This is a genomic window from Puia dinghuensis (assembly GCF_014642875.1).
In the GTDB taxonomy this organism is placed as follows: Bacteria; Bacteroidota; Bacteroidia; order Chitinophagales; family Chitinophagaceae; genus Puia; species Puia dinghuensis.
In genome coordinates this window covers 1,111,979-1,136,741 of the sequence record NZ_BMJC01000002.1, presented here as the reverse complement: position 1 = coordinate 1,136,741, position 24,763 = coordinate 1,111,979, and the positions used below count along the sequence as shown (strand labels likewise).

Below are 24,763 nucleotides of genomic sequence, written 5' to 3'. Positions count from 1 at the left end.
CATTAAAACGTTAAAATTGTTTTTACCCCTACGGCCTCAACGAGATTTGTGCGCGAATAGGGCTATCCGTCAAACTAGCCCTATTCGCCCAAATGGCTAATGTCTGACCTTCGGTCGAGCCGCTTTTCGCGGCTCATGGTTTCAATCCCTTTTTTCTTTAGAAATTCCCGCATCGATCGCAAGGCCTTACTGAGTTGATTCTCAACTGTTTTTATGGAGATTCCCAGCGTTTCAGCAATTTCCTTGTACTTCATATTGCCGAGCCTGCTCAGCACAAAGACCTCCCGGCATTTAACCGGCAGTTCGTTGATCGCCTCGACCAGCAGCTGCTCATCATCCAGCTTGTCCTGCCCCTCCTTTGGCGGGACCACCGGATAGTCCCCGGATTCGGCATCCTTTTCGGTAAACGCCACGGTACCCGAACTTTTTTCGCGGCGGAGATGACTGATGCAATTGTTTCGGACGGCGGTGAAGAGATAATACCGGATACCATCGGTGTGGAGAAGGTCCTTACGCCGCTCCCAGACCCGGGCGAACACCTCCTGTACGATGTCTTCGCACAGCTCCGGGTCTTTTACAAACGTGAGCGCATAGTGGCACAGCGGCGGGTATAGATCGGCAAAGACGGTCTCGAATTGCTGATAATGGCGTTGAGAAGTATCCATAGATTAACTTCCCGAAAGTAATGATAGTTTTTCTACTATCACCGCCTTCTCGGCATCCGTGCCCGCCAGACCCAGCGCCGTCTCAAAATGCAGCATCGCTTTCGCCGCATCCACGCCGGTGTACAGCTCACCAAGCAGGCTATGATAAAAGAGATTGCCCGTTAGTGCCAGCTTTTCTGCTTCCGGGATGGCTTTTTCGTTGCCATATACGCGGGCGAAAACATAGGCCCTGTTCAGTGCGGCAATGGGCGAGTATTCGAGGACGAGCAGACGGTTGTAGAGCATAAGGATAGTCGGCCATTTTTCCTCGCTGTCCTTTGTCTGGGTATGCCACCAGGCGATGGCTGCTTCAAAATGATAACGGGACAACAACCCCTTGTCACAGGCCTGGACAAAGAAATAGTTGCCCCGGTTGATCAGCTCCTGGTCCCAGCGGCTGTTGTCCTGCTGATCGTAGAGGATGAGATCGCCGGCATCATTCATCCGCGCATCGAAACGCGAAGCCTGGAAACACATCAGCGCCAGCAGCGAGTACACATCGGCCCGCAGAATATCCCGGTTCTCCGTCAATAAGTAAACCAGCCGCATGGCTTCCACGCAAAGGTCCTTCCTGAGGACGGTAGAAGGACTTGCAGAATAATACCCCTCATTGAAAAGCAGGTAAAGGGTGAGCAGCACTGCATCCAGCCGCGCGTCCAGCGCGGCGCCGGCCGGCAGGTCGAGCCGTACTCCCTCCGCCCGCAGTTTTTCCTTTGCCCGGTAGAGTCGTTTGTTGATGTTGGTCTTTGTTGTCAGCAACGCCTGTGCTATCTCATCGATGGTAAATCCGCAGAGGACCCGGAGAGCCAGCGATACTTGCGCCTCCACCGGGATAGCGGGGTGGCAAACGGCAAAGAGCATCCGCAATTGACTGTCGGTGATGCTTTCCGGCGAAAGGTCCAGCTCCGGCTCGACTTCGTTCGCGCCGCGTTGCAGCAACACTCCCTTCACCCGCTGCCGGAACACATGGTCGTGCTTTAGTCCGTTGAGCGCATTGTTTTTAGCCACTTTATACAGCCAGGCCACGGGATTATCCGGCACCCCTTTCATTCCCCACGTCTCAGCGGCGGAGAGAAAGGTCTCACTGACGATGTCCTCCGCCGCATCCATCTGGTCGATGCCAAATCGGGTGCAGAGGAGGGACACCATCTTGCTATACTCCCGCCGGTATAGATTCGGTATGAGATCGGGTTGATCCATCAACTTTTATTGGTTATTATCCGGGGTAACCAGGGGGCGGACTTCGACCTTTCCACCGCCGCCCAAGATGATCGGACATTCCTTGGCCATCTCTGTCGCTTCATCGACCGACTCTGCCTTGACAATAATATAGCCGTTGATAAACTCCTTCACTTCGGTGTAAGGACCATCCGATACCACCTTGTCCGGGCCTACCCATTTGGAGCCTTGTACCCCGAGCCGGCTTCCATTGCTCACCAGCTTGTCCCTGGCGGCAATGCCACCCATCCAATTCATCCAACTGGTCATCCGTTGCTGCATTTCGGCAGGCGAAACCTGGGTAGTAGGATTTTCCTTTACGCGGAAGATTAATGCGAACTCTTTCATAAACAATGATTTTTAATGTTATTAATGCATTGTAGACAACCGAGCTTTCCCCGATAGGACAAAATAAACAAAAAAAAGAACGCCCCCGTCAGGGGGCGCCCACTATACAAACTAACAAACGGTTGATTAAATCAATTTTTCAATACCTTGAACAACACCGGAGCCTTCCCCGCCACCTGCACCTTCAGCAGATAGACTCCTTGCGTCACCGGGGGCAACACCACCTGCTGCTCGAACAGACTCGCATTCTTCGTAAACACATTTTCCTGCAGAACCCTTCCGCTCGCATCCAGCACCGAAACGATCACCTTGCCCATATCCCCGGTCCGCGCCGTGACCGTCACCCTGCCGGATACTACCGGGTTGGGATATACTTTCACAAATTCTCCGGCCGCGGCGTCCAACCGTACACCGACCCCACTCACCGCCTGTGTCACCACTCCGCTGTTGAACGGCCCGCTGCCCACCTTCTGTGACAACAGGAACCACTCGAACACATTCAGACTGTCCTGGGTCTTCCCGCTGCCCCGCACCGGGCTGCTGCTGCCCGCCGAAGACGTGATCGCAGGGCAGCCGTTATCACAATTGGCCGTATGGCCATAATAGTTCATCAGCGGCCGGTAGGTCGTATCATAGACAAGATTCCAGGTCGAATCGACCCCGCCTATCAACGTCAGCTTATCCGCCGGGGTCGGGCTCAGGAGATTGACACTGTCATGATATCGGATCTGCACCCCGAGCAGCCCATCGCCATCTCCGGCCACCGTCAAGACGCGTACACCATAACTCTTGCTCGCGTACCGTAGCTGCCCCTCTACCTGCACATCGGTGAGCCCGTTCACCCCATCCGCCCCGAAAGAACTGGAAGTGGCGGCCGCCGCTATCTTCTTGATAAAGCTGCTGTCGCCGCTGCCCAGGCAGGTGAACACGCCATCCCCGCCGGCCGCATGGCCGGTGAAATAGATGCGCGTCGTATCCACGCGATACCGCGAAAGGATATTGGGCAGGATATATTTCAGTGAATTATAATTGGGGGTAAAGTTGGGATCCTGCGGCGCGACGACGATAAATTCATAGGGAGTCCCCGTCCCCGGCGCGACGGCATAGGGATTCCAGCCGCCGGCGATCTTATACGGTAACCCGGCCGTGATAAGTTTGGTCACCGCCCCGCGGCCGCTGCCGGATTGTTGGTAGGTGTGCAACGAGACGATCAGCGGATAGGTCTTGCCGGGATTGCCCGCATACGTAGGCGGCAGCCAGGTGAGACCATAATCCAGGTCGCCGGATTGATCATTGGGAAAGCTATCCACCAACATCCGGCCGACGGTCGTGCCCGCCGCCTGTACGTTCACGGTCACCCTTGCCGAATCGGCCCCGCCGTTCAACGACAACTGGAATACATATACGCCCTGGATCAAACCCGTCACCTTGGTAGTGTCATTCGTGGGCGTGGCAAGCACCGGCGTATTGGGTCCGCTCACCTCCGTCCATAACCACGAACTGATCGTCCCCGTACTGCCACGGCCGTCCAGCACCACACTGTCCACCGGAAGCGTGATCGTCTGGTTCGGACCCGCTTTCGCTGCCGGCGGGGTCCCGCAATTGGTGGAATAGGACACGGGATGGCCGGCATTGCCCGTATAGACCAGGATACTCTGGCCTACACTGCTGGTATTGCCACAGATGATATTGCCGGTGGATTGCAGGCCGGAGAAATGGTCCTCTATCTGGATGGCCGACTGATTATCCGTCGTCGATGTATAACACTTGAATCGCCCGATCACATTATTCTTGATCCAGAACTGGGTACTATCCTTTCCATGCACGGCCGTACCCGCCGGGTTATCCGTCGTATAGACCCGCTGCCGCGTATCCACCCAGATGGCATAGGGATAGGTCAGCGGGTTCGGATAGGTCGGCTCCGTTGCCGGGTTGATAAAGGCACGGGACGTGGTGTCCAGATGATAGCTCGCCAGATAACCCGAGCTGTCCGTATGGTTATTTTCAATCCGTAGCGGGATATTCGTCCCGCAGGCCCCGATGGAGGCAATGGCCCAGGTATAGGTGTTGGAAATGGTATTGTCATGGATATAGGCATGCGAGTACAACCCGACACTGATCCCGGTGCCCTGTGCATCGTCCCCATTCATCCCACTATGCTTAACCGTATTGAAGGCGATCTCGCTGATCCCGCTGTCTGCATCGGAGAGCTGGATGCCGCCCCTGCCTGTACTGTCCACATAGTTGTTCCAGATCTTCGTATACCCGTTCTTCATCGGGATAGGATAGACCGTAACGTTATTACAGGTCACCGGCCGGTGATCATACGGAGCATTGTCGGGCGAGGTATTACCGATATACATCCCCTCATTCCACACCCCTACGATGCGGTTGTCATGGATGAACATACTGTCCAGCACCCAGTTGGGATAGTCGAGGCTATCGGCGCAATCCGGGTCGGTCTGTATCTGTATACCCAGCCCGGTATTGTGGATGCTGATGCTATCTATCTCGACATGCTTCGATCGGCCGGTCACCGACAAGGCAAAAGGACCCTGCGGCCGCAGGCTCGGATCAGCACCCGTGATCAACCACCCATATTTCTGACCGGCGACCCCACTCCCCGTCAGCTTTACATAACTCGAATTACTGATCGTGATCGTATTCCCGCGCACCCAGGTCTGGCCACCCTCGTTGATCATCACCAGCGGACAGGCCGCATTTCCCTGGAATCCATCCAGCGTGATATAGGTCCAATAATTACCAAAGGCGTTTGTGGCTTTGAAGGCCAGCGTATCCCCTGGCTGGAATTGCGAAATATCAGGGTTGCCGCCGGCATGGGCCCAGAAGGCCGTGTCGCCGTTGGGCGTGATTTCCCAGCGATGACGCGATCCGCAGGGCGCTGGCGGAGGGGGCGGCCCGGCAGAATCCACCGTCACCGTTACGACCGCGCTGTTCTTTTGTTTGTGGCTGTCCAGCACCGTTACTTGGAAGGCTTTCACGCCTGCGCCAAGATGGGTCACCTTCGTATTCTGGGCTGCCGGGGTGGCAATAATGGCGGGCGATGTCGCCACGTTCTGGAACATATTCGCGCCCACCACCTGTCTGAATAATTGGAGATGTCCCAGGTCGTTGAAATGGATGCTGTCGCCGGCATCGTAGGCAGGTATCTTGTACGTCGTTCCGGGCTGCACCATATTGTCATAGAAATCTATAGCATGCGAGCCAAACCGATTGAGGATACTGTCCCTCACCACCTGGAGGAATTGCTGCCTGGCAGGAGTACTGAATGCCTCGTCCGATCGCGGCTGCGTAGTAGTGATATACCAGGTGATGCCCAACGAGTTTAGCGTGTCGGCGAGATATTGCAAGGGGAACATGATCTCGGGCATCGTCAGTACATCATAGCCGTTGGTCGGGAAATTGATCAGCACATGGGTCGGATGACGCCGCAGCAGCGCCGTGATATTGTGCGCCGTGTCCGGGACGTCGGAAGGCGCCAGTTTCGTGGTCACATCCGCCGGCGGCACATAGCCCGTGGGCATGGCCTGGTAAGGATTGTAACCAAACACCGCCAGGTCGATGACAGAGTCGATGATGCCGTAGGGAATATAAAAAGCCCGCAGCCTTCCCACATAGCTGCTATCGAAATTGTCGGCTCCGCCGCCCGCGCTGGTCGAACTGCCAAGCACACCCAGGCGGCTAATCGACTGCCCGGAAGTCTTGAACTTCGTCCAGATGGTAGAGGTCAGCGTCGCCCCGGTTACCGTGTTCGATGAGGTGAGGGAGACGGAGTCGAGGGGCAACGCGATCGTCTGGTTTGCCCCTGCACTCACCGTTGGCGGAGCATAAGAAGTGCCGCCACCGCCCGTGCCCGAAGTGGATGCGCCCCGCGAAAAAAGCAGGAACCATTCATACAGGTTTAGACTGTCCTGCGTAGCACCGCTGCCTTCCACCGGGCTTCCGGGATGGCCATAAGGCGGCCCTACGATGGCAGCCGGGCAGTTGTTGTCGCAATTGGCCATACTCGTATAGGAGTTCACCATGGGCCGGTAAGTGGTATCATAAAGGGAATCCCAGGTTGCTGTCGTCGGCCTCCAGGGTGTGGTTCCGTGTCCAAAACTGTCGATGATCGTCAACTTGTCCGGTACAGTGGGGCTCAGCACATTGAGACTGTCGTGATATTGCAGGTTGATGCCAAGAAAACTATCAAAGTCGCCGATGATGGTCCAAAACTGCGCCCCATATTGTTTAGTGGCATTTTTGAAGTTCGCTATCACCTCGAAGTCCATTAGCCCGTTGACCCCATCAACGCCCGCGCTGCTAAAGGTAGCAGCCGCGGCGATCTTCTTTACAAAGTTGGTGTCACCACTACCCACACAAGTGTAGACCCCATCGCCCCCTGCGGAAATGCCCGTAAGGTAGATGCGGTTGGTGTCGACCCGGTATTTACCCAGCACGTTGGGCAGGATATATTTCAACTGGTCGTAATTGTAAGACCAGGATGGGGCCTGCGGCGACACCACGATAAATTCATAGGTCTGACCATCCTTCGGGTTGACGGCCACGGGCTGAAAGCCGGCCGCTATCTTTTTGGGGATACCCTGGTTGAGCAGGGTGCTCAGCCCCGAGATGCCGGTGCCGGCTTCCCCGGCGCCATGCAGAAAAACGATCAGCGGATAGCGCTTGTTGGGATTGGAGGCATAGGAGGTGGGCAGCCAGGTGAGGCCGTAGGTAGAGTCGCTGTATTGATTTTTTGGGAATCGATCGACATTCTGGTTGCCGATCACGGTTTGCGCGTGAAGGAGTTGGTTCAGGCAAAGCAATGCCTCAACCAGCAGGAGAAGGTTTTTTTTCATATATAAGGTAGTTAGCAGTAGTGAGTGTCGTGCAGGGTAAGGAAGGAGTGATCAGGGGGGGAGGGATAAGACAATGTCCGACAAAGAGAAAGTATTGTTTGCAGAAAAGCAATACTCCTGCTGTTATTTAACTGTTATCATCTCCACCCGCCGCCCAGGTCGGCATACAGGTTAACCACCGCCTGCAGTTGTTGCAGCCGGTCTTCCACACTCTGCAGCTGTGCGGTGAGCAGGTTTTGCTCGGAGGTGAGTACATCGGTATAATTGGCTTTGGCGTCGGCTCGCATCAACTCTTTGGTATAGTCCACCGCCTTTGTCAGGTAGTAGATCTGCTGCGTCCGCGTCGCCACTTTTTCGGTTGCCGTTTGATAACTGAACAAGGCGTTGGACACCTCCTGCCCCGCCGTCAGCAGCGTCTTCTCAAAACTGAGTAAGAACTCATGCTCCTGGTTACGCACCACTTCCAGCCGTTGACGGTTGATCCCATTTTGGAAGATAGGCTGTGTAAGCCCACCGACCAGGTTGCCAAAGAAGGCCGAAGCATCGAAGAAATGGTTGAGGTTACCCGAAGAAAGGCCGCCTTCCCCGGTGATGGTCAGGGCCGGATAGAAATAGGTGCGGGCCACATTGGTAAGTTCGGAATAATAGCGTAATTGCCATTCGGCTTCCTGAACATCGGGCCGGTTGGCAAGGAGTTGCACGGGTAGGCCCATACGAAGTGTGGTGTCTACAGGTTCGTTATACAGGCTGTCGCGCGCTATCGGCCCGGGGTTGCGGCCCAGTAAAAGACAGATAGTGTTCTCCATCTGCCGGATGTTCTGCCGGATGTCGGGGATGGTCACCTCGACGGAATAAAGCCCGGCCTGGCTCTGCATAACGGCCGCGCCGGTGAGCACGTCGGCATTCTTCAGATCCTGCGTCGTGATCACGTCCTCCTTCCGGTTCTCTACGGTGGCCAGGGTGATCTGCAACTGCTGATCAAAAGCCATCAGCGCATAGTAGTCGATGGCGATGCTCGATACCAGTTGCGTTTGCACGTCACGGCGAAAGGCATCACTTTGCAGCAGGGCCGCCAGCTGGGCCCGCCGCGTACTGCGTAGTTTGCCCCAGATGTCCACCTGCCAGCTTGAATTTAAAAAGGCCTCGTAGTTATGCGTGGACGCCAGGCCCGGATTCTTCTGGAGGGAAGCCTGGGCATTGGCATTGAGACTGGGGAAGAAAGCCAGGAAGCTCTGTCGGAAATTGGCTTCGGCCTCGTGTATCCGCGTCACGGCAATGCCGAGATCGAGGTTGTTGTTCAACCCTTCCTCGATGAGGTGTTGCAACACCGTGTCGGTAAAGAACTGTCGCCAGGGGATGGCGCCGATGGTCGTCGTGTCGGTGATAGTGGTATCCCGGTAGAGGCCATTGCCGGCAAGACCAGCTGCCCGCCGGTAGGGCGTAGTTATCTTACAGCCGGCCACAACGAGAGCCGCCGGCAGCAACAAAACGATCACTTTACGCAGCTTCATCGTCATATTTTTTATTTTTCCTTACTTTTTCCTGCAGGCTCTGGAAGATGATGAACAGGGTAGGGATCACAAATACTCCCAGACAGGTGCCGAACAGCATCCCGCCGATGGCCCCCGTCCCGATGCTGCGGTTGCCATTAGCGCCGACGCCGCTGGAGAAGATCAGCGGCAGCAGCCCGAAGATGAAGGCAAAGGAGGTCATCAGGATGGGCCGCAGTCGCGCCTTTCCACCCTCGATGGCCGCTTCCAGCAACCCCATGCCCTTCGCCCTTCGCTCCACCGCAAACTCCACGATGAGAATAGCATTCTTCGACAACAAACCAATAAGCATGATCATCGATATCTGCATGTAGATGTTATTGTCCTCCCCGAACAGCTTGGCGAACACAAAAATGCCCGACAAGCCCACCGGCAGGGATAACAGCACGGCAAATGGCAGCAGATAGCTTTCATATTGCGCACAGAGCAACAGGTATACAAACGACAGACAGAGCAGAAAGATATAGATCGTCTGGGAGCCCGCGGACTGCTCTTCCCGGCTGATGCCCGAATACTCGAAGCCATAACCCGCAGGCAGCATGTCGGCGGCGGTCTGCTGGATGGCCAGCAGGGCCTGCCCCGTGCTGTACCCGATGTTCGGCGAGCCACTGACGCTCATCGAATTGAACATGTTGAAACGCGACATCGATTCCGGTCCGAAAATGCGTTTCAGCGTAATAAACTCCGTGATGGGGATCATCATGCTGTCGCTGCCCCGTACATAGATCTTGTTTAGCCCTGCCGGCGCGGCGCGATAGTTCGTGTCCGCCTGGATGAGAACCTGGTATTGCTGGCCGAATTCCGTAAAATTGGAAGCATAGGCGCTGCCATAGAACACCTGCATCGCATTGAGGATACTGGTTACCGTTATTCCCGCATCCTTACATTTGGGGACATTGATATCCATCTGGTATTGCGGGAAGTTGGGGTTAAAGGAAGTCTTGGCGTACTGTATCTCCGGCCGCCGGTTGAGCTCCGCGAGAAAGCCCTGTGCCACCTGGTAGAACTCCTGTGTGGTATGGCCACCCTTGTCCTGCAACTGGATGGTAAAGCCGCCGCTGGTGCCAAAACCTGTTATCGTCGGCTGTGACATGAACACGATGTCGGCGCCGCGGATATGTGCCGTTTTCCTGGTCAGGGTCTGGATCACAGTCTTGTTGGTCACCCCCGGCCTGTCCCCCCAGGGCTTTAGCCGCACCGTGACCATCCCATAGGCGCTGCCGCTGCCGCCGATGTAGTTCGAACCCAGCGTACGCATGGTATTGGCAACCTCCGGTACGCTTCTGCAAATGCTGTCCAACTCGTCCGCGACCACCTGTACGCGCTCCATACTGCTGGCAGGCGGCAGGCTCACGTTGACGAAGATGGTGCCCATATCCTCTTCGGGGACAAAGCTGGAAGGCGTGGCCTTCATCAGCATATAGAAGAGAATACCGAATCCCGCAATGATGACGACCACCAGCCACCTGTTCCTCGAAAGAAAGTTCACACTCCGGCCGTAGCTTTCGGTCATGTTGTTATAGCCCCGGTTGAACCATACGCCAAATCGTTGCATCACTGTTCGCTTCTCCGCTTCCTTACCATGGTCCGGTGGCCGCAGGAACATAGCCGCCAGCGCCGGGCACAGCGTCAGCGCATTTATAGACGAGATGCCGATGGCGATAGCCAGCGTGATCCCGAACTGCCGGTAGAAGACCCCGGAAGACCCCGTGACAAAAGACACCGGCACGAATACAGAAGCCATCACCAGCGTAATGGAAACGATCGCCCCCGAGATCTCGCTCATCGCGTCGATGGCTGCCTTTGTCGGGGATTTGTAGCCGCTTTCCAACTTCGCATGCACAGCCTCTACGACTACCACCGCGTCGTCCACGACGATGCCGATGGCTAGTACAAGAGCGAACAGGGTCAGCAGGTTGATGCTGAAGTTGAATAAATAAAGGAAGAAGAAGGTCCCTATGATGGCCACCGGTACGGATACCCCATGGATGATGGTAGAGCGGACATCCTGTAAAAAGATGAAGATAACCAGGAACACCAGCGTAAAACACTCGAACAGCGTATGCAAGACCTTGCTGATGGACTCGTTGAGAAAATCGTTGATGTTGACAAGGTAGATGATCTTCACCCCTGCGGGCAGGGTAGGGATCACCTGGTCGATCACCTTCTGGCAATCATCGATCACCTGTTTGGCATTCGAGCCGGGTGTCTGGCTGATAGAAATGCCGACGGATGGTTTCCCATCCGTCGCGTTGCTGCCGGTGTAGCTCTGGGCGCCCAATTCGATCCGCGCGATATCCTTCAGCTGCAGGTATTGCCCCCTGCCCAGCGACTTGATAATAATGTTGCCAAATTGATCAGTAGAAGTCAGCTGCCCGCTATACCGGATGACATATTGGAAGCTCTGGTTATCGTTCTGCCCGAACTGCCCCGGAGCCGCCTGCACGTTCTGCTCCGCAAGCGAGGCGGTCACATCCGAAGGAGTGATCTTATAGACGGCCATTACGTCGGGTTTCAGCCAGATACGCATCGAATAGGTCATGGCCGAGCCCGTCACCACGGCGGTGCCTACGCCGTTCACCCGTTGCAGTTGAGGCAGGATATTGATAGCCGCATAGTTTTGCAAAAAGGTCTGGTCGTAACCCGGTTTGTCGCTGTAGAGGGAAAGGATCAGCACATTGCTGCTTTGCGATTTGCGTACATTCACGCCGTTTTGCGTGACGGATTGTGGCAAGATGCTCATGGCCGCCGACACCCGGTTCTGTACGTCGACGGCGGCGATGTCCGGGTTGGTGCCGACGCTGAAATAGACGCTGATATTGGCCGACCCTGTGTTGTTGGCCGAAGAGGTCATATAGGTCATACCCTCCACTCCGTTGATCTGTGCTTCCAGCGGAGTGATCACGCTCTTGAGCACGACATCCGCATTGGCGCCGCTATAAGATGCCGAGACCTGCACCGTTGGCGGGGAGATGTTCGGATATTGGGAGACGGGTAGTTTCGCCAGCCCCAGCACGCCAAGCAGAACAATGATCACGGAGATAACAGTACTGCGAACCGGGTGGGTGATAAAGCTTTTTAACATGGAGGGCTATTTGATAGGAGCTATTGGTTACCGTAAAGACTGTCGGCATTCGCCGGCCGGGGAATCACCACCGTGCTATCCCGCAGGTTGAAGCCGTTGAGCAGAATCTTGTCCCCGCGCTTCAGCCCCTGCGTCACTACCAGATACTTCCCGTCATTCGTCGCCGAACCCGCAATAGGAATGGAGATTATTTTGTTGCCTTCGAGCAGGAGGTAGACAAAATGTTTATCCTGCAGCTCATAGGTGGCCGACTGGGGCACCAGCAGGGCCGTGTCGATGGTGCGGGGGAGCCGTACGATGGCGCTGGCGCCGCTGCGGATAAGCCCCGTCGGGTTGACAAATTGGGCCTTGAGGCTGATGTCCCCGCCGCTGGTATTGATAAATCCGCTGGCCGTCTCGAGTTTGCCCTTCTGCGGGTACTGGCTGCCGTCGGCCAGTACGAGCGAGACGGCCGGAAGATGATCCAGTTTGTCCTGCAGTGTGGCGCCGGGAACGCTGTGGGAGAGATTGAGCAGCTGTTTTTCCGTGATCGCGAAATAAGCATACACCTGGTCGATGCGCGAGATACTGGCCAGGGGACTCTGGGTCGTACTGCTGATGAGATCGCCTATTTTATAGGGAATCGTCCCCATGACTCCCGTAATAGGGCTGCGCAGCGTCGTATAACCCAGGTTGGTCTCTGCATTCCGCAGTGAGGCTTTGGCCTGGTCGAGGGCCGCCTCCTTGGATTGCAAAGTATACTGTGCGGCGTCTAATTCGTACTTGCTGACGATATCCTTTTCCACCAGCGGTCGAACCTTTTCTACATTCATCCTGGCTGTTTCGACATCAGCCTCCGCACTTTGGATCGCGGCTTTGGCCGTGACCACGGCCTCTTCATACACGGGGTTCTTTATTTGAAAAAGCAATTGCCCCTTTTTGACATCGGAGCCCTCCGGAACATAAATTTTTTCCAGGTAGCCGTCCACAAAGGGCCGGAGCTGCACGATCTCGATACCCTCGATGGTGGCGGGGATGTCGTTGTAGATGGTGGCGCTGCGGGGTCCGAGGGTCAACACGCTATAGGTCTGTGGTTTTGCAGGGGGGTGGACGTTTTTTGTATCGCTTTGACAGGAAGCGAAAAAGAACAGGACTGCGGCCGGCACGGCAATACTCCGGTTGTGTAGTGGCATAATATTCGATCGGTTGCGGTAAATATATTTATTTTTCGGGTTAAACCATTGGGGCGCCAGGGTTGTTTTATCCCCTATGATCCCCCGGCTAACCTCCTGTTTTTCTATAGCTTCCCGCTTCATCAGGGCTGCCAGCCTCATCGCCATCGCCGTCCTGCTCCTTGCGGCGGGAATTACTGCCCATGCCCAATCCGACTGGGAACTCCGCACCGAAAAAAAAGCCTTAAAAGTCTATACCCGGACCTTTCCGGGCAGCAAGTTCAAGGCCATCAAGGTCGAACTCGAACTGGATGCCACCCTCTCCCAGTTAGTGGCCGTCATCCTTGACGTCAAAACCGCCACCGAATGGGTGTATGCCGCCAAGTCGGCCGTCCTGATAAAACAGGTCTCCCCCGCCGAATTGTATTATTATTCCGAGGTTCGCCTTCCCTGGCCGCTGAGCAACCGGGATTTCATCGCCCGGCTCATCGTGTCCCAGGACCCGTACACCCGGGTCGTGACTATCGACGGCCCCACCGTTCCCGACCTTGTACCCGAAAAAAAAGATATCGTCCGGGTAAAGCAATCGGAAGGCAGGTGGATCATCACCCCCGTGGCGAAGAATCATATCAGGGTGGAGTATACGCTGCGTACCGACCCCGGCGGCGACATCCCCGCCTGGCTTTTCAACCTGTTCGTGACCCGGGGGCCCGTCGAGTCCTTCGAGAACCTCCAGCAACAGTTGAAAAAGCCTGTCTATAGTAATGTAAAGCTCCCGTTTATCGTGGAATACCTGGAGTAGCGTGTACTGTCGCCCGAATGCTTTAATTTGTGGTAACTTTGACTTATGGATGCTCATTTTAAGCGTGCAACGGGCGCCGGCGTACTGATCGCCCTGGGGATCATCTATGGCGACATCGGAACCTCTCCATTGTATACACTGCAAACGTTGTTCAACGAAGGCGGCCAAATCAACAGGGCGCTTGTATTCGGCGCCATCTCCTGCATCTTCTGGACACTCACCCTCCAAACCACCTTCAAATATGTGATCATCACGCTACAGGCGGACAACCATGGGGAAGGCGGGGTCTTCTCGCTCTATGCCCTCGTCCGCCGTTATGGACATCACCTGGTATACCCCGCCATCATCGGCGCGGGCACCCTGCTGGCCGACGGCATCATCACCCCACCCATCACCGTTACCTCCGCCATCGAGGGCCTGAGTATGGTCAAAGGGCTCAACCAGCATATTATACCCGGGAATAACCTGGTGGTGGAGATCGTCCTGGTCATCCTCCTGCTGCTCTTCATCTTCCAGCGATTTGGAACAAAGGTAGTAGGCGGGTCGTTCGGCCCCATCATGTTCCTTTGGTTCACCATGCTCGGCTATGCCGGGATACGCCAGATCGTCCAGTATCCGGACATCCTGGAGGCCCTGAATCCCATTTACGGGCTGCGCCTGCTGTACATGCACCCCCATGGCTTCTGGCTGCTGGGCGCCATCTTCCTTTGTACGACGGGGGCGGAAGCACTCTATTCCGATCTGGGCCACTGCGGCAGACCCAATATATATGTCAGCTGGACCTTCGTCAAGATTGCCCTGGTACTCAACTACCTTGGCCAGGGCGCCTGGGCCCTCTTGCGCCACAAGCCCAGCCTCGAGGGGCTCAACCCCTTCTTCGCCATCGTCCCCGATAAATTCGTACTGGTCAGCGTAGTCATCGCCACCGTTGCTTCCATCATCGCCAGCCAGGCCTTGATCAGCGGGTCTTTTACGCTGATCAGCGAAGCCATCAGCCTGGGTTTCTGGCCAAGGGTGAAGGTGAAATATCCCACCACCATCAGGGGCCAGATCTATATCCCCAGCATCAACTGGATCCTCTTCATCGGCTGCGTCGGCGTCGTGCTCTATTTCCGCACCAGCGAAGCGATGACGGCGGCCTATGGTTTTTCCATCACCGTGGCCATGCTGATGACGACCTTTCTTGTCTCCTATTTCCTGCGCTTTATAAAGAAATATCCTTTCTGGATAGTGGGCGCCATCATCACCGTCTTTGTCCTGGTGGAGTCCTCCTTCTTCGTGGCCAACGCCGTAAAGCTGCTCAAACGCCTGTTCTTCCTCGTCTTCGAGATCGGGCTCATCGGGACAATGTATGTCTGGTACAATGCCCGCAAGATCACTATCCGGCTGTTGAAGTTTACCGACATCACCCCTTACCTCACCCTATTTGAAGAACTAAGCCATAACACCAACCTCCCGAAATATTCCAGCCATCTCGTCTACCTGACAAAAGCCGGCCGGCATGAGATGGAAAAACGCATCATCGATTCCATCTTCGACAGCCCGCAAAAACGCGCCGATATCTACTGGTTTGTCAATATCGAACGCATGGATGATCCCTATACCGTCGAATACGATGCCGAGGTAATGGTGCCGAACAAGGTGGTAAGAGTGAACTTCCGGCTGGGTTTCCGTATTCAGCCGCGCATGGGTATCATGTTGCGGAAAGTGGCGGAAGAGATGGCCGCAAGCAAAGAGATCCCCTTTGCCGGCCGGACAAGGGATTTTAAATTCGTCATCCTCGAACGCTTCCTGTCTTATGATAACGAATTCTCCGCCCGGGATGGCTTTATCCTTAACAGCTATTTCAGCCTGTTGCGGCTGGCACGGTCGGATAGCCGCGCTTATGGTATCGACACCGATCAGGCCGTCATCGAGAAGGTGCCGCTGGTGGTGACGCCGGTAAGCAATATTTCCCTCAAACGCATCCACCGGAAGCGAAGCAGCTGATGATCAGGTTCACTCATCTGCCATCGACTGCGCTTCCACTTGCCGCCACAGGACGCGGAGCGTCCTGGTCCGAAGGACAGACATTAGCCTTCTGACGGGTATAATTCTTTTCCAACGCTTCAACGGTCTCCCGCCATTCCACCCCAAACGCTGCAAGCATTTTTTCCTCCACCATAAGCCGCAAAGCGCCATCTTCCGGATTCCCTTCCTGCACAAAGGCAAGCGCCATAAACGGATACTCCCCCGCCACGATCTCTTCGGCGCTCAGCCGGTCCGTCAACCCCATCGCCCGGCTCATCGCGGCGGCTTTCTCCTCATCGAAATGCTTATATCTCGCAAAAACAAATGCCTTGTAATATGCAGACAAAGCCTGCGACCAGTAACCGAAATCTTCCGCCAGCCTCCCCATCCGCATGAACCAGTCCAACGCCTCCTTTCGCTGCCGCCGCAGCTGACAATGCGAACCCCGGTAGGCATAATACTGCAACAGCAAGGACCGCATCGCCTCCACCTGCTGGTCGACGCCCCGCCGGCAGACCCTGAAACCACCATCCAGCAAGCTCTCTATCTTCTCATGGGCCTTGAAGGAGAACAGCATCCCCGCATAAGAAAGAAAAGCCGTAGCAAGCAGGAGGTCATCCCCGCTCTTTTTCCCCAGGGCAAGCGCCTTCTCCCCCCAATCCTCCAATCGCGGCCGGTCCTTTGCGGCTGCGGCTGCGCCCATTTCGAAAAGACATTCCCGGAAGGCAGCCTGTGGGTCGGTAGCCGCACCGGCCGTGGCGATTTCTCTAACGGCCTGCTCCATCCTGAGATCATGCAGCAGCGTGCAACTGTACTGCTTGTACTCCTCAAATGTCTCACCCAGGAAATTGCCCTGGACATGGTCGAATAGCAGTAATTGCACCCGGTCGGGAATGTCCTGCTTCATCCAGGTCTGCAGCCACATATTAAATCCTGCGGGGGAATGCATCTCTTTCGGCAGCAATGCCAGTACGAATCCGGAAGAAGGCATGCCCAGCCATTCCCGGTAACTCCGGATCATTGGCAAAAGCAAGGCATCGCACTGCTCATACCTGTTTGCAGCTACGGCGTTGCGGAAGGTGGCTACATTCCATTCGCCTTTGATGCCGGCTTCAGTGATTAATCTGCGCTGCTCCGCATTTTCATCATATTCCTGCAACCAGTTCCGCATCAGGGCATGGCTGTATTCCCCGGCCGATACGAACGGGGTGTAAAAGAATACAAAGAGATTATCGAGGGTTCCGTGGGGAGATGCTTCCAGGCGGCAGAACCCTTCATACATGCGGCTCTCTTCCGGCTTCAGCATCCACCGGACCAGGCGGTATTCCGGCTGCACCTTTTGCTGCCAGAGCCGGGCCATTTCTCCCAGTCGCTGCATCACCGGGTTATGAGGATGTATCATATTTTTCGTTTATCAGCCGGCTTAGGAGATTCCAGATATATTCCTGGTCGTTGACGGAATAGCTGAACTCTTCTGAAGCCGACCTGCTAATGATGCGGTTATCAGCGGCAACGACACTGTTCAACGGTATTTTGGCATATGGACCTTGTTTGATCAGATAGAAGACGCCATCTTCTCGGATGATGGTCAGTGAATCCACCAGATTCATGTCGACGTGCTTATACATATAGACTTGGGATATGGCGCCCTGGTTGAAGATCAACTCGATCTTGTCCTTATCGTCGTCCCTGAATGCGAAGTCCGAATCCGGGATACCAGCTATCGTCCTATACAGGGTCTTATCGAAAGGGTATTCGCTCAAAAGTTTAAACTGGGTGTCTTTGTTTCGGTAGACCGCATCGAATTCCATTTCGGAAAAATCGGCGCTCAGCTTAAGGTTATTGATCTTTGTAAGCTTGGGTTCTCCGTGAGGGTTTTGGTCCAGTTCAAATTGATGCGTGTTACGGTTAAAATAAAACTTCAGTTCCGAGACCAGGGATAACTGCTTCCCTCTCGGGTTATAAAAGAAGGCTGATTCTGTTGGTTTAATAAGTTTTAACGGCATGTTCCATGTTTTTTCAATACTTCCCAGGCTGCGTCTGATTTTTGTCTGTTGGTTCCGGGGCCGCTTCTGATCGTCTCCAGTTCGGAGCCTACAACCCCGAATTTTTCCCTGGGTACCGTGACGGTTCCCAATACTATATTCCCTTTAGTGATCGGCATGGTGACGCTCTTTGCGCCACCTCTTTGCAGGATGTCGAACATGTCGGTCCTGCAATTTGTACAAACTCCTACGGGCTTGGTATTGGAAGGATTGAAATCCCCCATTACATTACTGATGGTGATATCTTTTTGATCCATCAGTCCCCTGTTGGCAAATGAGTTCAGGCCATTTATTTCGGCATGTCCCGCGGGGGAGCTCGTAAAATTCTCCGGCTTCCCCCCATTCGAGATATCGGCCGATGCGCCGTTCATGAATTCCCAGGGCATCAACCCCAGGGGATCGATCCTTTCATTGGTGTCCCTCACGTATCCATACGATACCAGTCCGCCGTTCAGTCCGATGGGGTCCTGATTTATATAGGTACCTTCCCGGGGACTGTAATATCTGAACCGGTTATAATACAAGCCAGTCTCCACATCCTCGTATTGACCCTGGTAACGGAAAGGTACATCCCGCCTCTCGCCCGCTAAAGTTCGTACTCTTCCATAAATATCCAATGCGGCTTCCCAAACTTTCTGTCCGGTGTCGTCATACATTTCCTGTGGCGTGCCCAGGTAGTCGCTGACGATGCTATAAGCCTTCCCGCCCGCTATTTTGGCGGCGGGTATATAACTGTCCGCATCGAATATCCAACTGATGAGGTCCTGTATGGGTTCCTCCCTATCCTGACGGATCCCGCCCCATTCGTCGATGATGGCCCTGGGCCGCTCTTTTTCTTCGTAGGTCCATTCGTGCAATAAGACATTGCCATCCCACAGAAAGCGGGTTACCATGCCCTCGAAGACCTTTTCGATTCGTCGCCCCAATGCATCATACGCAAAGCAAACGGCTTTTCCATCGGGTCTTGTCATCTTGCCCAGCAGGCCTCCTGCAAGCCACTGGTAGCGCCATGTCTTTCCGGTGGTTTTTTCGGTCCGGCTGATCAGGTTGCCTTCTTCATCGTATTTGTAGGAATGCTCCCGGCTTTCCAGCAGGGCGCCCGCGCTGCTGTATGTACGATCGGACTTGTCCCTGGTCTCGTATATATTGCCCGTATCGTCCGCAGTGCGGTATACAATACTGTTATCCGCATATTGTGCAAAGACCAGATTGCCGGATGTATCCTGCCTGAAGCTGGTGGAGGCTTTTGACAGGACATTAAAGATGCGGGTGAGCCTGTCCCCTGCGTCCCAGGTATATTTCTTCCAGCTTTGCAGCACTCCGTTGCGGGTGACCTTGTGTTCGCCGGGCCGTCCTGCGTGGTCGTAATTCCGTTCACTCTTTATGCCGCCCGGGAGCAACCTTTCGATCTCGCGGCCGGCATTGTTGTATTTTAAGCTGCAGTGCCAATCGGCAGCCTTCAGGCTCACCGGCAGGCCCGCTGCATCCCGTTGCATTTCGATAGTGGTTCCCAGGGAGCTGCTGATCCCGATTCTGTCACCATATTTATCATAGTCGCTCTTCACGGAATAGTTGCCCTGCCATTCCGTCTCTATCCTGCCTATCTTGTTGCGGGTGAATTTCACCGTGCTAAGATCATTCGTCGCCTCTATCAGGCTGCCATTGCTGTCATACCGGAATATCTCCCAGGTGCCGTCATCGTGCCCGATCCGGATGATCCTTCCCCCTCCGTCATATTCGTATAGGGTGTGATGCCCTCCCGGTCTTTCCACTCTGACCACTTTGCCTGCTATGTCCCTGTCGTATTTCCGCTGCATTCCGTCGAAGCCGGTTTCACTAACGATCTCTCCCCGTTGGTTGTATCCAAAACGATAATATTTTCCCGCCTCGTTTACAACGGCCTTCAGGCGATCCTGGGTATCATATAGGAAATTAAGCTCGGCATTGTTCTGCTTCCTTTTCTTCAGCCTGCCGAGGGGAGTATATTCAAACTCCACCCGGCCATTGTTTGCGGTAGCGCCGGTGACTTCCTCATAGGCGTTGTATTCCAGCTCTATCCTGTTGCCATCGGGTAGGTACATATGATGGAGTCGCCCCAGGGCATCATAGTCATAATGTCTCAGCTGACCTTCGGGGTTGACGGCCTGGAGGCAGCGACCCAGTGCATCATATTTCCATTTCGCCGTAGCACCGGTGGGTAATAGTACCTGGATCAGGTTCTCATCCTCATCATATTGGAAAGCCGTCTTCTGACGGCCGTTCTCTATCACGGCAGAAAGTTGGCCTTTGTCATTGTATTCATAGCCGATGGTTTTCCCGTTGGGGTAATTGATGAACCGCAGTCTGCTTTCTGCATCATATCCATAGGATTCGCTATTGCCATCGGGGCCTATAATGAGTTGGGTTTGGTTCAACTCGTTGTAATGGAATTGTAAGCTGGAGTTATCCGGAAAAATTTTTTCCTTCAGCCGGGCCTTGTCATCGTAAACGTACCCGGTGACATTGCCCAGCTCATCGATCTCCCGGTAGATATCAAAGTCATCCGTGTACTCCGTATAACGGTGATTGCCGTAATGGTCCGTCACCTGTATGCAAAGATTGTTCTCGTCATACCAGTAGGTTGTATTCTCACCCAGGCCGTTGAGCACGGTATTATGCCCATCTCCGTAGTCGATCCAGCCTTCCAGCAGTCCCCCGTCGCCCCAGGTATGGACACAACGCCGCTGCTTATCGTATTCCCAATAAAAGCATACTTCGTTACGGTCGGTCTTCTGCACCATCAGATGATCCTGGTACTCGATGTGCGTGGTCTGCCCCATGGCATCCGTAATGCCGGTGAGGTCACCTTCTTCGTTGTAGTCGTAGCTCACCAGGACCTGGGCGACGTCTTTATGTCTGACTTCCACTCCTATGATATGCCGATTTTTATCATAATGCAGCAGCAGCTGTCTGCCTGCGCTGTCCGTCATGGCGTGTAACTGTTGTCCGCTGCCGGTATAATGGAACTGAATACGATGACCGTTATAATCCTCGATAAACGAAAGCCAGAATATAGTTGCGTCCGATGCGTGATTAAAATGAAAATAAAGCGATGCGCCAAAATCATCCAGGAAGAAATGCCCATTCTCCTTACGACGTAGCAGCAGCTTCTCGGGGCGATGGTAATATTCCTCTCCTGGTTGAAGCAGGGGGAAAACGGCCATCCGACCGTCGGCAAGCGATAGCGCTAATGCTCCCTCTTCGGGGAACAGCTGTATGAAACGATCATAGCACAAATGGGTTCCATGGCCCAGGAGGCCGTCACGGACGGCATCGCTGTCCCAGTTTCTCGTCCATTGAATGGGGATGGGTCCGGGCAATTCAAAATCGATGCCGGCATAGTTCACCCGGCCTGTGATCAGGTCGACAGGCTCAAACCCCATTTTACACAAGGCCCCTTTTAACTTGGCGCTGAGTCCGGTCTTACCTGATAATTTGCTGCTTAATTTCTTCAGCAATTTGCCGGCGGCCATTCCCAGCACTTTCAGGAAGCAACCGAGGACGAAAGCCTTTAGAAGGGCCATCAGGCTGAAGTTTGGAACGAGGGGCCCGCCGACGTGGACAGGTTTACCCCATTGCAGGGGGATACAGAAGGATGTCGGCAGGTAGAGGGATGGGATGGGAATGAATTTTCGGCCCGGGCGGAAGCTCAGCGGTATCCCGATGTCGTTGCAGGTCATCAGTATATAGCCGGCGCCGCTCATGGGAGCACCGTCCACCATTACCTTCTTGCTGCCGAAGAAGTTCTGGCTGTTGTGGCCGATAATGGGTGGGATGGTGAATCCGGCGCCTTCGGGGATATGCACGAAGGTAATGATCATGCCCATAGTGTCCGTATTGCCGCGGGGCACGCCGTTGACCTTTACCGTAGCGCCGATAAAAGGAATATAATCGAAGGGATCGAAGACCAGACCTATATATGGATGGGGTAGGGGTACGAAGGGGAAAGGCAGGTTCACGAAGTGAATATCAATCCCAAGAACCGGTTTTAAATGTGTGTTGGCGACGTACATATACCAATATGATTATGTATTCAGGTTGACCATGCCGCCACGGATATTGGTGGCGGAATTACCGTTGACTTCTATGTGGACAGAATCGACCCCGATCTTGGTCTGGCTGCTCAGGTTCACCTCCGTCTTTGCGATGGCTTCCACCTTGTTTTGCGACTCGAGACTGACCATCGTGTCGGACGACACCGTGACATTGTTCTTACCATAGACAGTAGCCGTCTCCGACAGCTGGCCATTCAGCACCTTCGACTGCATATAGATCTCGTTCTCGGCCAGCATCGTTATCTTCTTTGTATTAAAGATGATCTCGTCCGTGGCATTCAGCGTCACGGTCTTGTTGGCAGTGACGGTGATATTGCCCGCCCCATCGATCAGCACGCTGTTGCCGTCCTTGTCCTGTACAAAGACGCTGCCCGCCGCATCGTTCATGATCACCTTGTTGCCACTGCGGGTCTGCAACGCCTTAACATCGTTGCCGGCATTGCTGAATGTATTATTTGCGGCCCCGTGGTATACGGTTCCGATGACGTAAGGCTTTACGGCGCTGTCGCCTTCAAATCCTGCAATCACTTCTTCGCCTATTTCCGGGATAAAGAACATGCCCTTGCCGCCACCGCCGTGGGGACTGGTGACGCGGATCCAGGGGGTCTTTTCGGCGCCGTTCATCCAATAGAATTTTAACCTTACCCTTCCCAGGCCCTTGGGGTCGTGGTTGTCCGTCACCAGCGCGCTTTGCGCTTCACAGGGCGGCGCCAGCGGAGTGGCGACGGGTGGTACCCGGATGCTGGCCGGAATGGCGACGAAGTCGTTGTTGTAATTGCCCTGCCCATCAGCATAGTGGTTGACGGAGATGACGGTATACTCGCCATAGCTCTCGTTGCTTTGGCTAAAAACATTCGTTCCCTGTACGCTTACTTCCCCACCGACGCTGACACCGGGGTGACCGCTCGATCCGTTGAAGCGAACATGGTTGCTGCTGTTCATCGCGGACTGGATGTTGACGACATCATCCAGCTGCTTTTTATTTGTCAGGAAATGGTTGTTCCAGATCTTGGGTTGGGCGGCGTAGACCGTCTGGCTGGCCTGGAGGGCCGTCTTGCCAAGATCGTTGAGTCCTGCCCGGCCTTCGATGCCGCTGGGAGTGCTGGTATACACCTGGTGGTTCATGTAGTCATAGGCCATCATTTGCAGGGCAGCCGGTCGCACCTGGAGGGCCATGGTAAACCGGCTCAGGTTGCCGCCGAAGGTGAGTGCGGTACTATTGCCGCCGGACGGCTCGCCGATGACAAGATTCCTGCCATCATAGAAGAGCCATTCTCCGTAGGTGGCGGAGAGGCGGAAAAGGAATTGCCAGGCGGTCTCCTTATACTGGACAACGTAGGCAAGCGTCTCGGGATATTTTGTCGCCACCTTTGGATTCAATAAGTTTTGCGGGAAATGCTTCAGCACATCCTGTGCGATGTTCTTCACCGCCTTCTTTTCCCAGCTCTTGCAATGGCCGCCGTTGTCGAGGATGATGGTGGGACTGTATCCCGTAATAATGACATCCCCGTTGTAGCTGTTGAAGCGAGAGGTCTCCACCTGCGTGACGATGCCGCTGAAGCGGAGCTGACCGCTCATCTCCACGGAATTGATCTGGGCTACCAGGTTGGCGCCCATCAGATTTTTGCTTCGGTTGAAAGCACTGCCGGTGCTGCCGTCGATGGACTCGGCGGGGCAAACCAGCCTGAAGACATGATGGGAGAAGATCCCCTGCGTCAATTGGAAGGAAGAGAATTGCGGTATAGGATTGCCGGCAATGGTAATGGTTGTGTTCACTAACTGGGCCATAAAAAAATTTATCGTTTATGGTAGTAGCGCCGGAGAGGGAGGGTAGGGCCCCTTATTCCGGCCAGTTGTTTTTAAAGTTCGATCCATTCAGTTTTATTTCTTTTGCACTCAGCACCAACCCGATCTGCATCGGATACTCCCCGTCATGCTGATAGACCTCGTTGTAATCCACGCAATGTGCATCCGTGAATTCGAGGGTCTTTAATTTGCTCATCGTATCACGACGGTAGAAGGTGATCGTCCCGCTCTTTTTCTGGGTGGGACTGATCATCCAGTCGAAGAGGTCGACCTTCCCGGTGCTTTCCACCGTCAGGTTGACGGTGCCGCCTTGTGGGACGGAAGAGGGCCTGCCGGTAGTGTCCGTCACCTGGGAGAAGCGAAAGCCGCAATACAGGATATTGGCTTCTTCTCCATCGATCGTTAGCTTGGCCAGGAATGACATAAAATAAAGGTTTTAGGTAGGGGGGCAGGGCCGCCCCCCATAATGACTTACATTTTTACCCACTCGTTGGAATGCTTTCCGCTGCCGGCCGAGATCTCTCTCGCGCTGAGTGTAAAGGATTCCGTCACGGGGTTCTCGCCGGTGGCATCGAAGTTCTCCCTGTAGTCTACCAGGTAGGCCTCAGTGAACTTCAGTTGCTTCATCGTCGCGTCCGAGTCGCGTTTGACAAAGGTGATGGTGCCGTCCTTCCGTTCGAAGTTGTTGGTCATCCATTCGAAGAAGGTTGTGTCGCCGGTGGATTCGACAGTGAGGTTGATCTTACCTCCACGGGTAATGGAAGAGGGACGACCGGTAGCATCCGTTTCCTGTTTCAATGCATAGTTGCAGTTGAGGACATTGACTTCCTTACCGCCCACGCTTAGTTTTGCCTTGAATGACATAACACTTTGAGTTTAAAAAATGAAAAAATGGTATAAGACCAAAAAATAAATAGACAAAAGGAGTCCTGTACACCATCTATGATGGCATAACACAAAAACATTCAACTGCTGCTGATGCAGGCTACCGAGCCAAATAATGGGAAAAGGAAAAAGGGGAAACTACGTCTTGCGGGTAACTACAATATAATAAGTAATTGAAGGGGATAAGGTCTTGCAGAGGAAGGAAG

General features: G+C 54.4%; 15 protein-coding genes. 2 read left to right on the top strand and 13 right to left on the bottom strand.

Annotation, left to right across the window (positions count from 1 at the left end):
• Positions 1 to 80: 80 nt before the first annotated feature.
• The 7 genes from IEY39_RS12825 to IEY39_RS12795 form a co-directional block, all read right to left on the bottom strand.
• Complete coding sequence (locus tag IEY39_RS12825) at positions 81 to 665, bottom strand: RNA polymerase sigma-70 factor (RefSeq protein WP_188932052.1); 585 nt, start codon at positions 663 to 665, stop codon at positions 81 to 83.
• Between the two features lie 3 nt (positions 666 to 668).
• Positions 669 to 1,904 carry an RNA polymerase sigma factor gene (locus IEY39_RS12820; protein WP_188932050.1) on the bottom strand — a complete coding sequence of 412 codons (1,236 nt, stop codon included), beginning with the start codon at positions 1,902 to 1,904 and terminating at the stop codon, positions 669 to 671.
• Between the two features lie 6 nt (positions 1,905 to 1,910).
• Positions 1,911 to 2,270 (bottom strand): YciI family protein, encoded by a 360-nt coding sequence (locus tag IEY39_RS12815; protein ID WP_188932048.1) that lies wholly within the window; start codon positions 2,268 to 2,270, stop codon positions 1,911 to 1,913.
• A gap of 131 nt (positions 2,271 to 2,401) precedes the next feature.
• Entirely contained in the window at positions 2,402 to 7,129 is a 4,728-nt protein-coding gene (locus tag IEY39_RS12810; RefSeq protein ID WP_188932046.1) for a PKD domain-containing protein, read from the bottom strand.
• A gap of 137 nt (positions 7,130 to 7,266) precedes the next feature.
• A complete protein-coding gene (locus tag IEY39_RS12805) occupies positions 7,267 to 8,640 on the bottom strand; it encodes an efflux transporter outer membrane subunit (RefSeq protein ID WP_229688891.1) in 1,374 nt (457 codons plus the stop codon).
• Complete coding sequence (locus tag IEY39_RS12800) at positions 8,627 to 11,764, bottom strand: efflux RND transporter permease subunit (protein WP_188932042.1); 3,138 nt, start codon at positions 11,762 to 11,764, stop codon at positions 8,627 to 8,629. The genes IEY39_RS12805 and IEY39_RS12800 overlap by 14 nt, the downstream gene beginning before the upstream one ends.
• Before the next feature lie 20 nt (positions 11,765 to 11,784).
• Positions 11,785 to 12,936: an efflux RND transporter periplasmic adaptor subunit gene (locus IEY39_RS12795; protein ID WP_188932041.1), complete on the bottom strand. Its 1,152-nt coding sequence runs from the start codon at positions 12,934 to 12,936 to the stop codon at positions 11,785 to 11,787.
• Positions 12,937 to 13,012: 76 nt separating this feature from the next.
• Here IEY39_RS12795 and IEY39_RS12790 point away from each other — a divergent pair, with 76 nt between their 5' ends.
• Together IEY39_RS12790 and IEY39_RS12785 are read left to right on the top strand one after the other, a co-directional pair.
• Positions 13,013 to 13,717 carry an START domain-containing protein gene (locus IEY39_RS12790; RefSeq protein ID WP_188932040.1) on the top strand — a complete coding sequence of 235 codons (705 nt, stop codon included), beginning with the start codon at positions 13,013 to 13,015 and terminating at the stop codon, positions 13,715 to 13,717.
• A gap of 45 nt (positions 13,718 to 13,762) precedes the next feature.
• On the top strand, positions 13,763 to 15,706 hold the full coding sequence (locus IEY39_RS12785) for a KUP/HAK/KT family potassium transporter (protein WP_188932039.1): 1,944 nt from the start codon (positions 13,763 to 13,765) through the stop codon (positions 15,704 to 15,706).
• Positions 15,707 to 15,719: 13 nt separating this feature from the next.
• Here the strand turns inward: IEY39_RS12785 and IEY39_RS12780 are convergent, their stop codons facing one another.
• From IEY39_RS12780 to tssD (IEY39_RS12755), 6 genes are read right to left on the bottom strand one after another with little or no spacing between them, the layout of a single operon-like run.
• Complete coding sequence (locus tag IEY39_RS12780) at positions 15,720 to 17,129, bottom strand: hypothetical protein (protein WP_188932038.1); 1,410 nt, start codon at positions 17,127 to 17,129, stop codon at positions 15,720 to 15,722.
• Complete coding sequence (locus IEY39_RS12775) at positions 17,113 to 17,733, bottom strand: DUF8184 family protein (protein ID WP_188932037.1); 621 nt, start codon at positions 17,731 to 17,733, stop codon at positions 17,113 to 17,115. Before IEY39_RS12775 ends, IEY39_RS12780 begins: the two co-directional genes overlap by 17 nt.
• Positions 17,724 to 21,824, bottom strand: coding sequence for an RHS repeat-associated core domain-containing protein (locus tag IEY39_RS12770; protein WP_188932036.1), 4,101 nt, complete (start codon positions 21,822 to 21,824; stop codon positions 17,724 to 17,726). Before IEY39_RS12770 ends, IEY39_RS12775 begins: the two co-directional genes overlap by 10 nt.
• A gap of 12 nt (positions 21,825 to 21,836) precedes the next feature.
• Positions 21,837 to 23,654: a type VI secretion system Vgr family protein gene (locus IEY39_RS12765; protein ID WP_188932034.1), complete on the bottom strand. Its 1,818-nt coding sequence runs from the start codon at positions 23,652 to 23,654 to the stop codon at positions 21,837 to 21,839.
• Between the two features lie 52 nt (positions 23,655 to 23,706).
• Positions 23,707 to 24,096: a type VI secretion system tube protein TssD gene (tssD, locus tag IEY39_RS12760; RefSeq protein ID WP_188932032.1), complete on the bottom strand. Its 390-nt coding sequence runs from the start codon at positions 24,094 to 24,096 to the stop codon at positions 23,707 to 23,709.
• 47 nt (positions 24,097 to 24,143) lie between these two features.
• Positions 24,144 to 24,536 (bottom strand): type VI secretion system tube protein TssD, encoded by a 393-nt coding sequence (gene tssD / locus IEY39_RS12755; protein ID WP_188932030.1) that lies wholly within the window; start codon positions 24,534 to 24,536, stop codon positions 24,144 to 24,146.
• Positions 24,537 to 24,763: the final 227 nt, after the last annotated feature.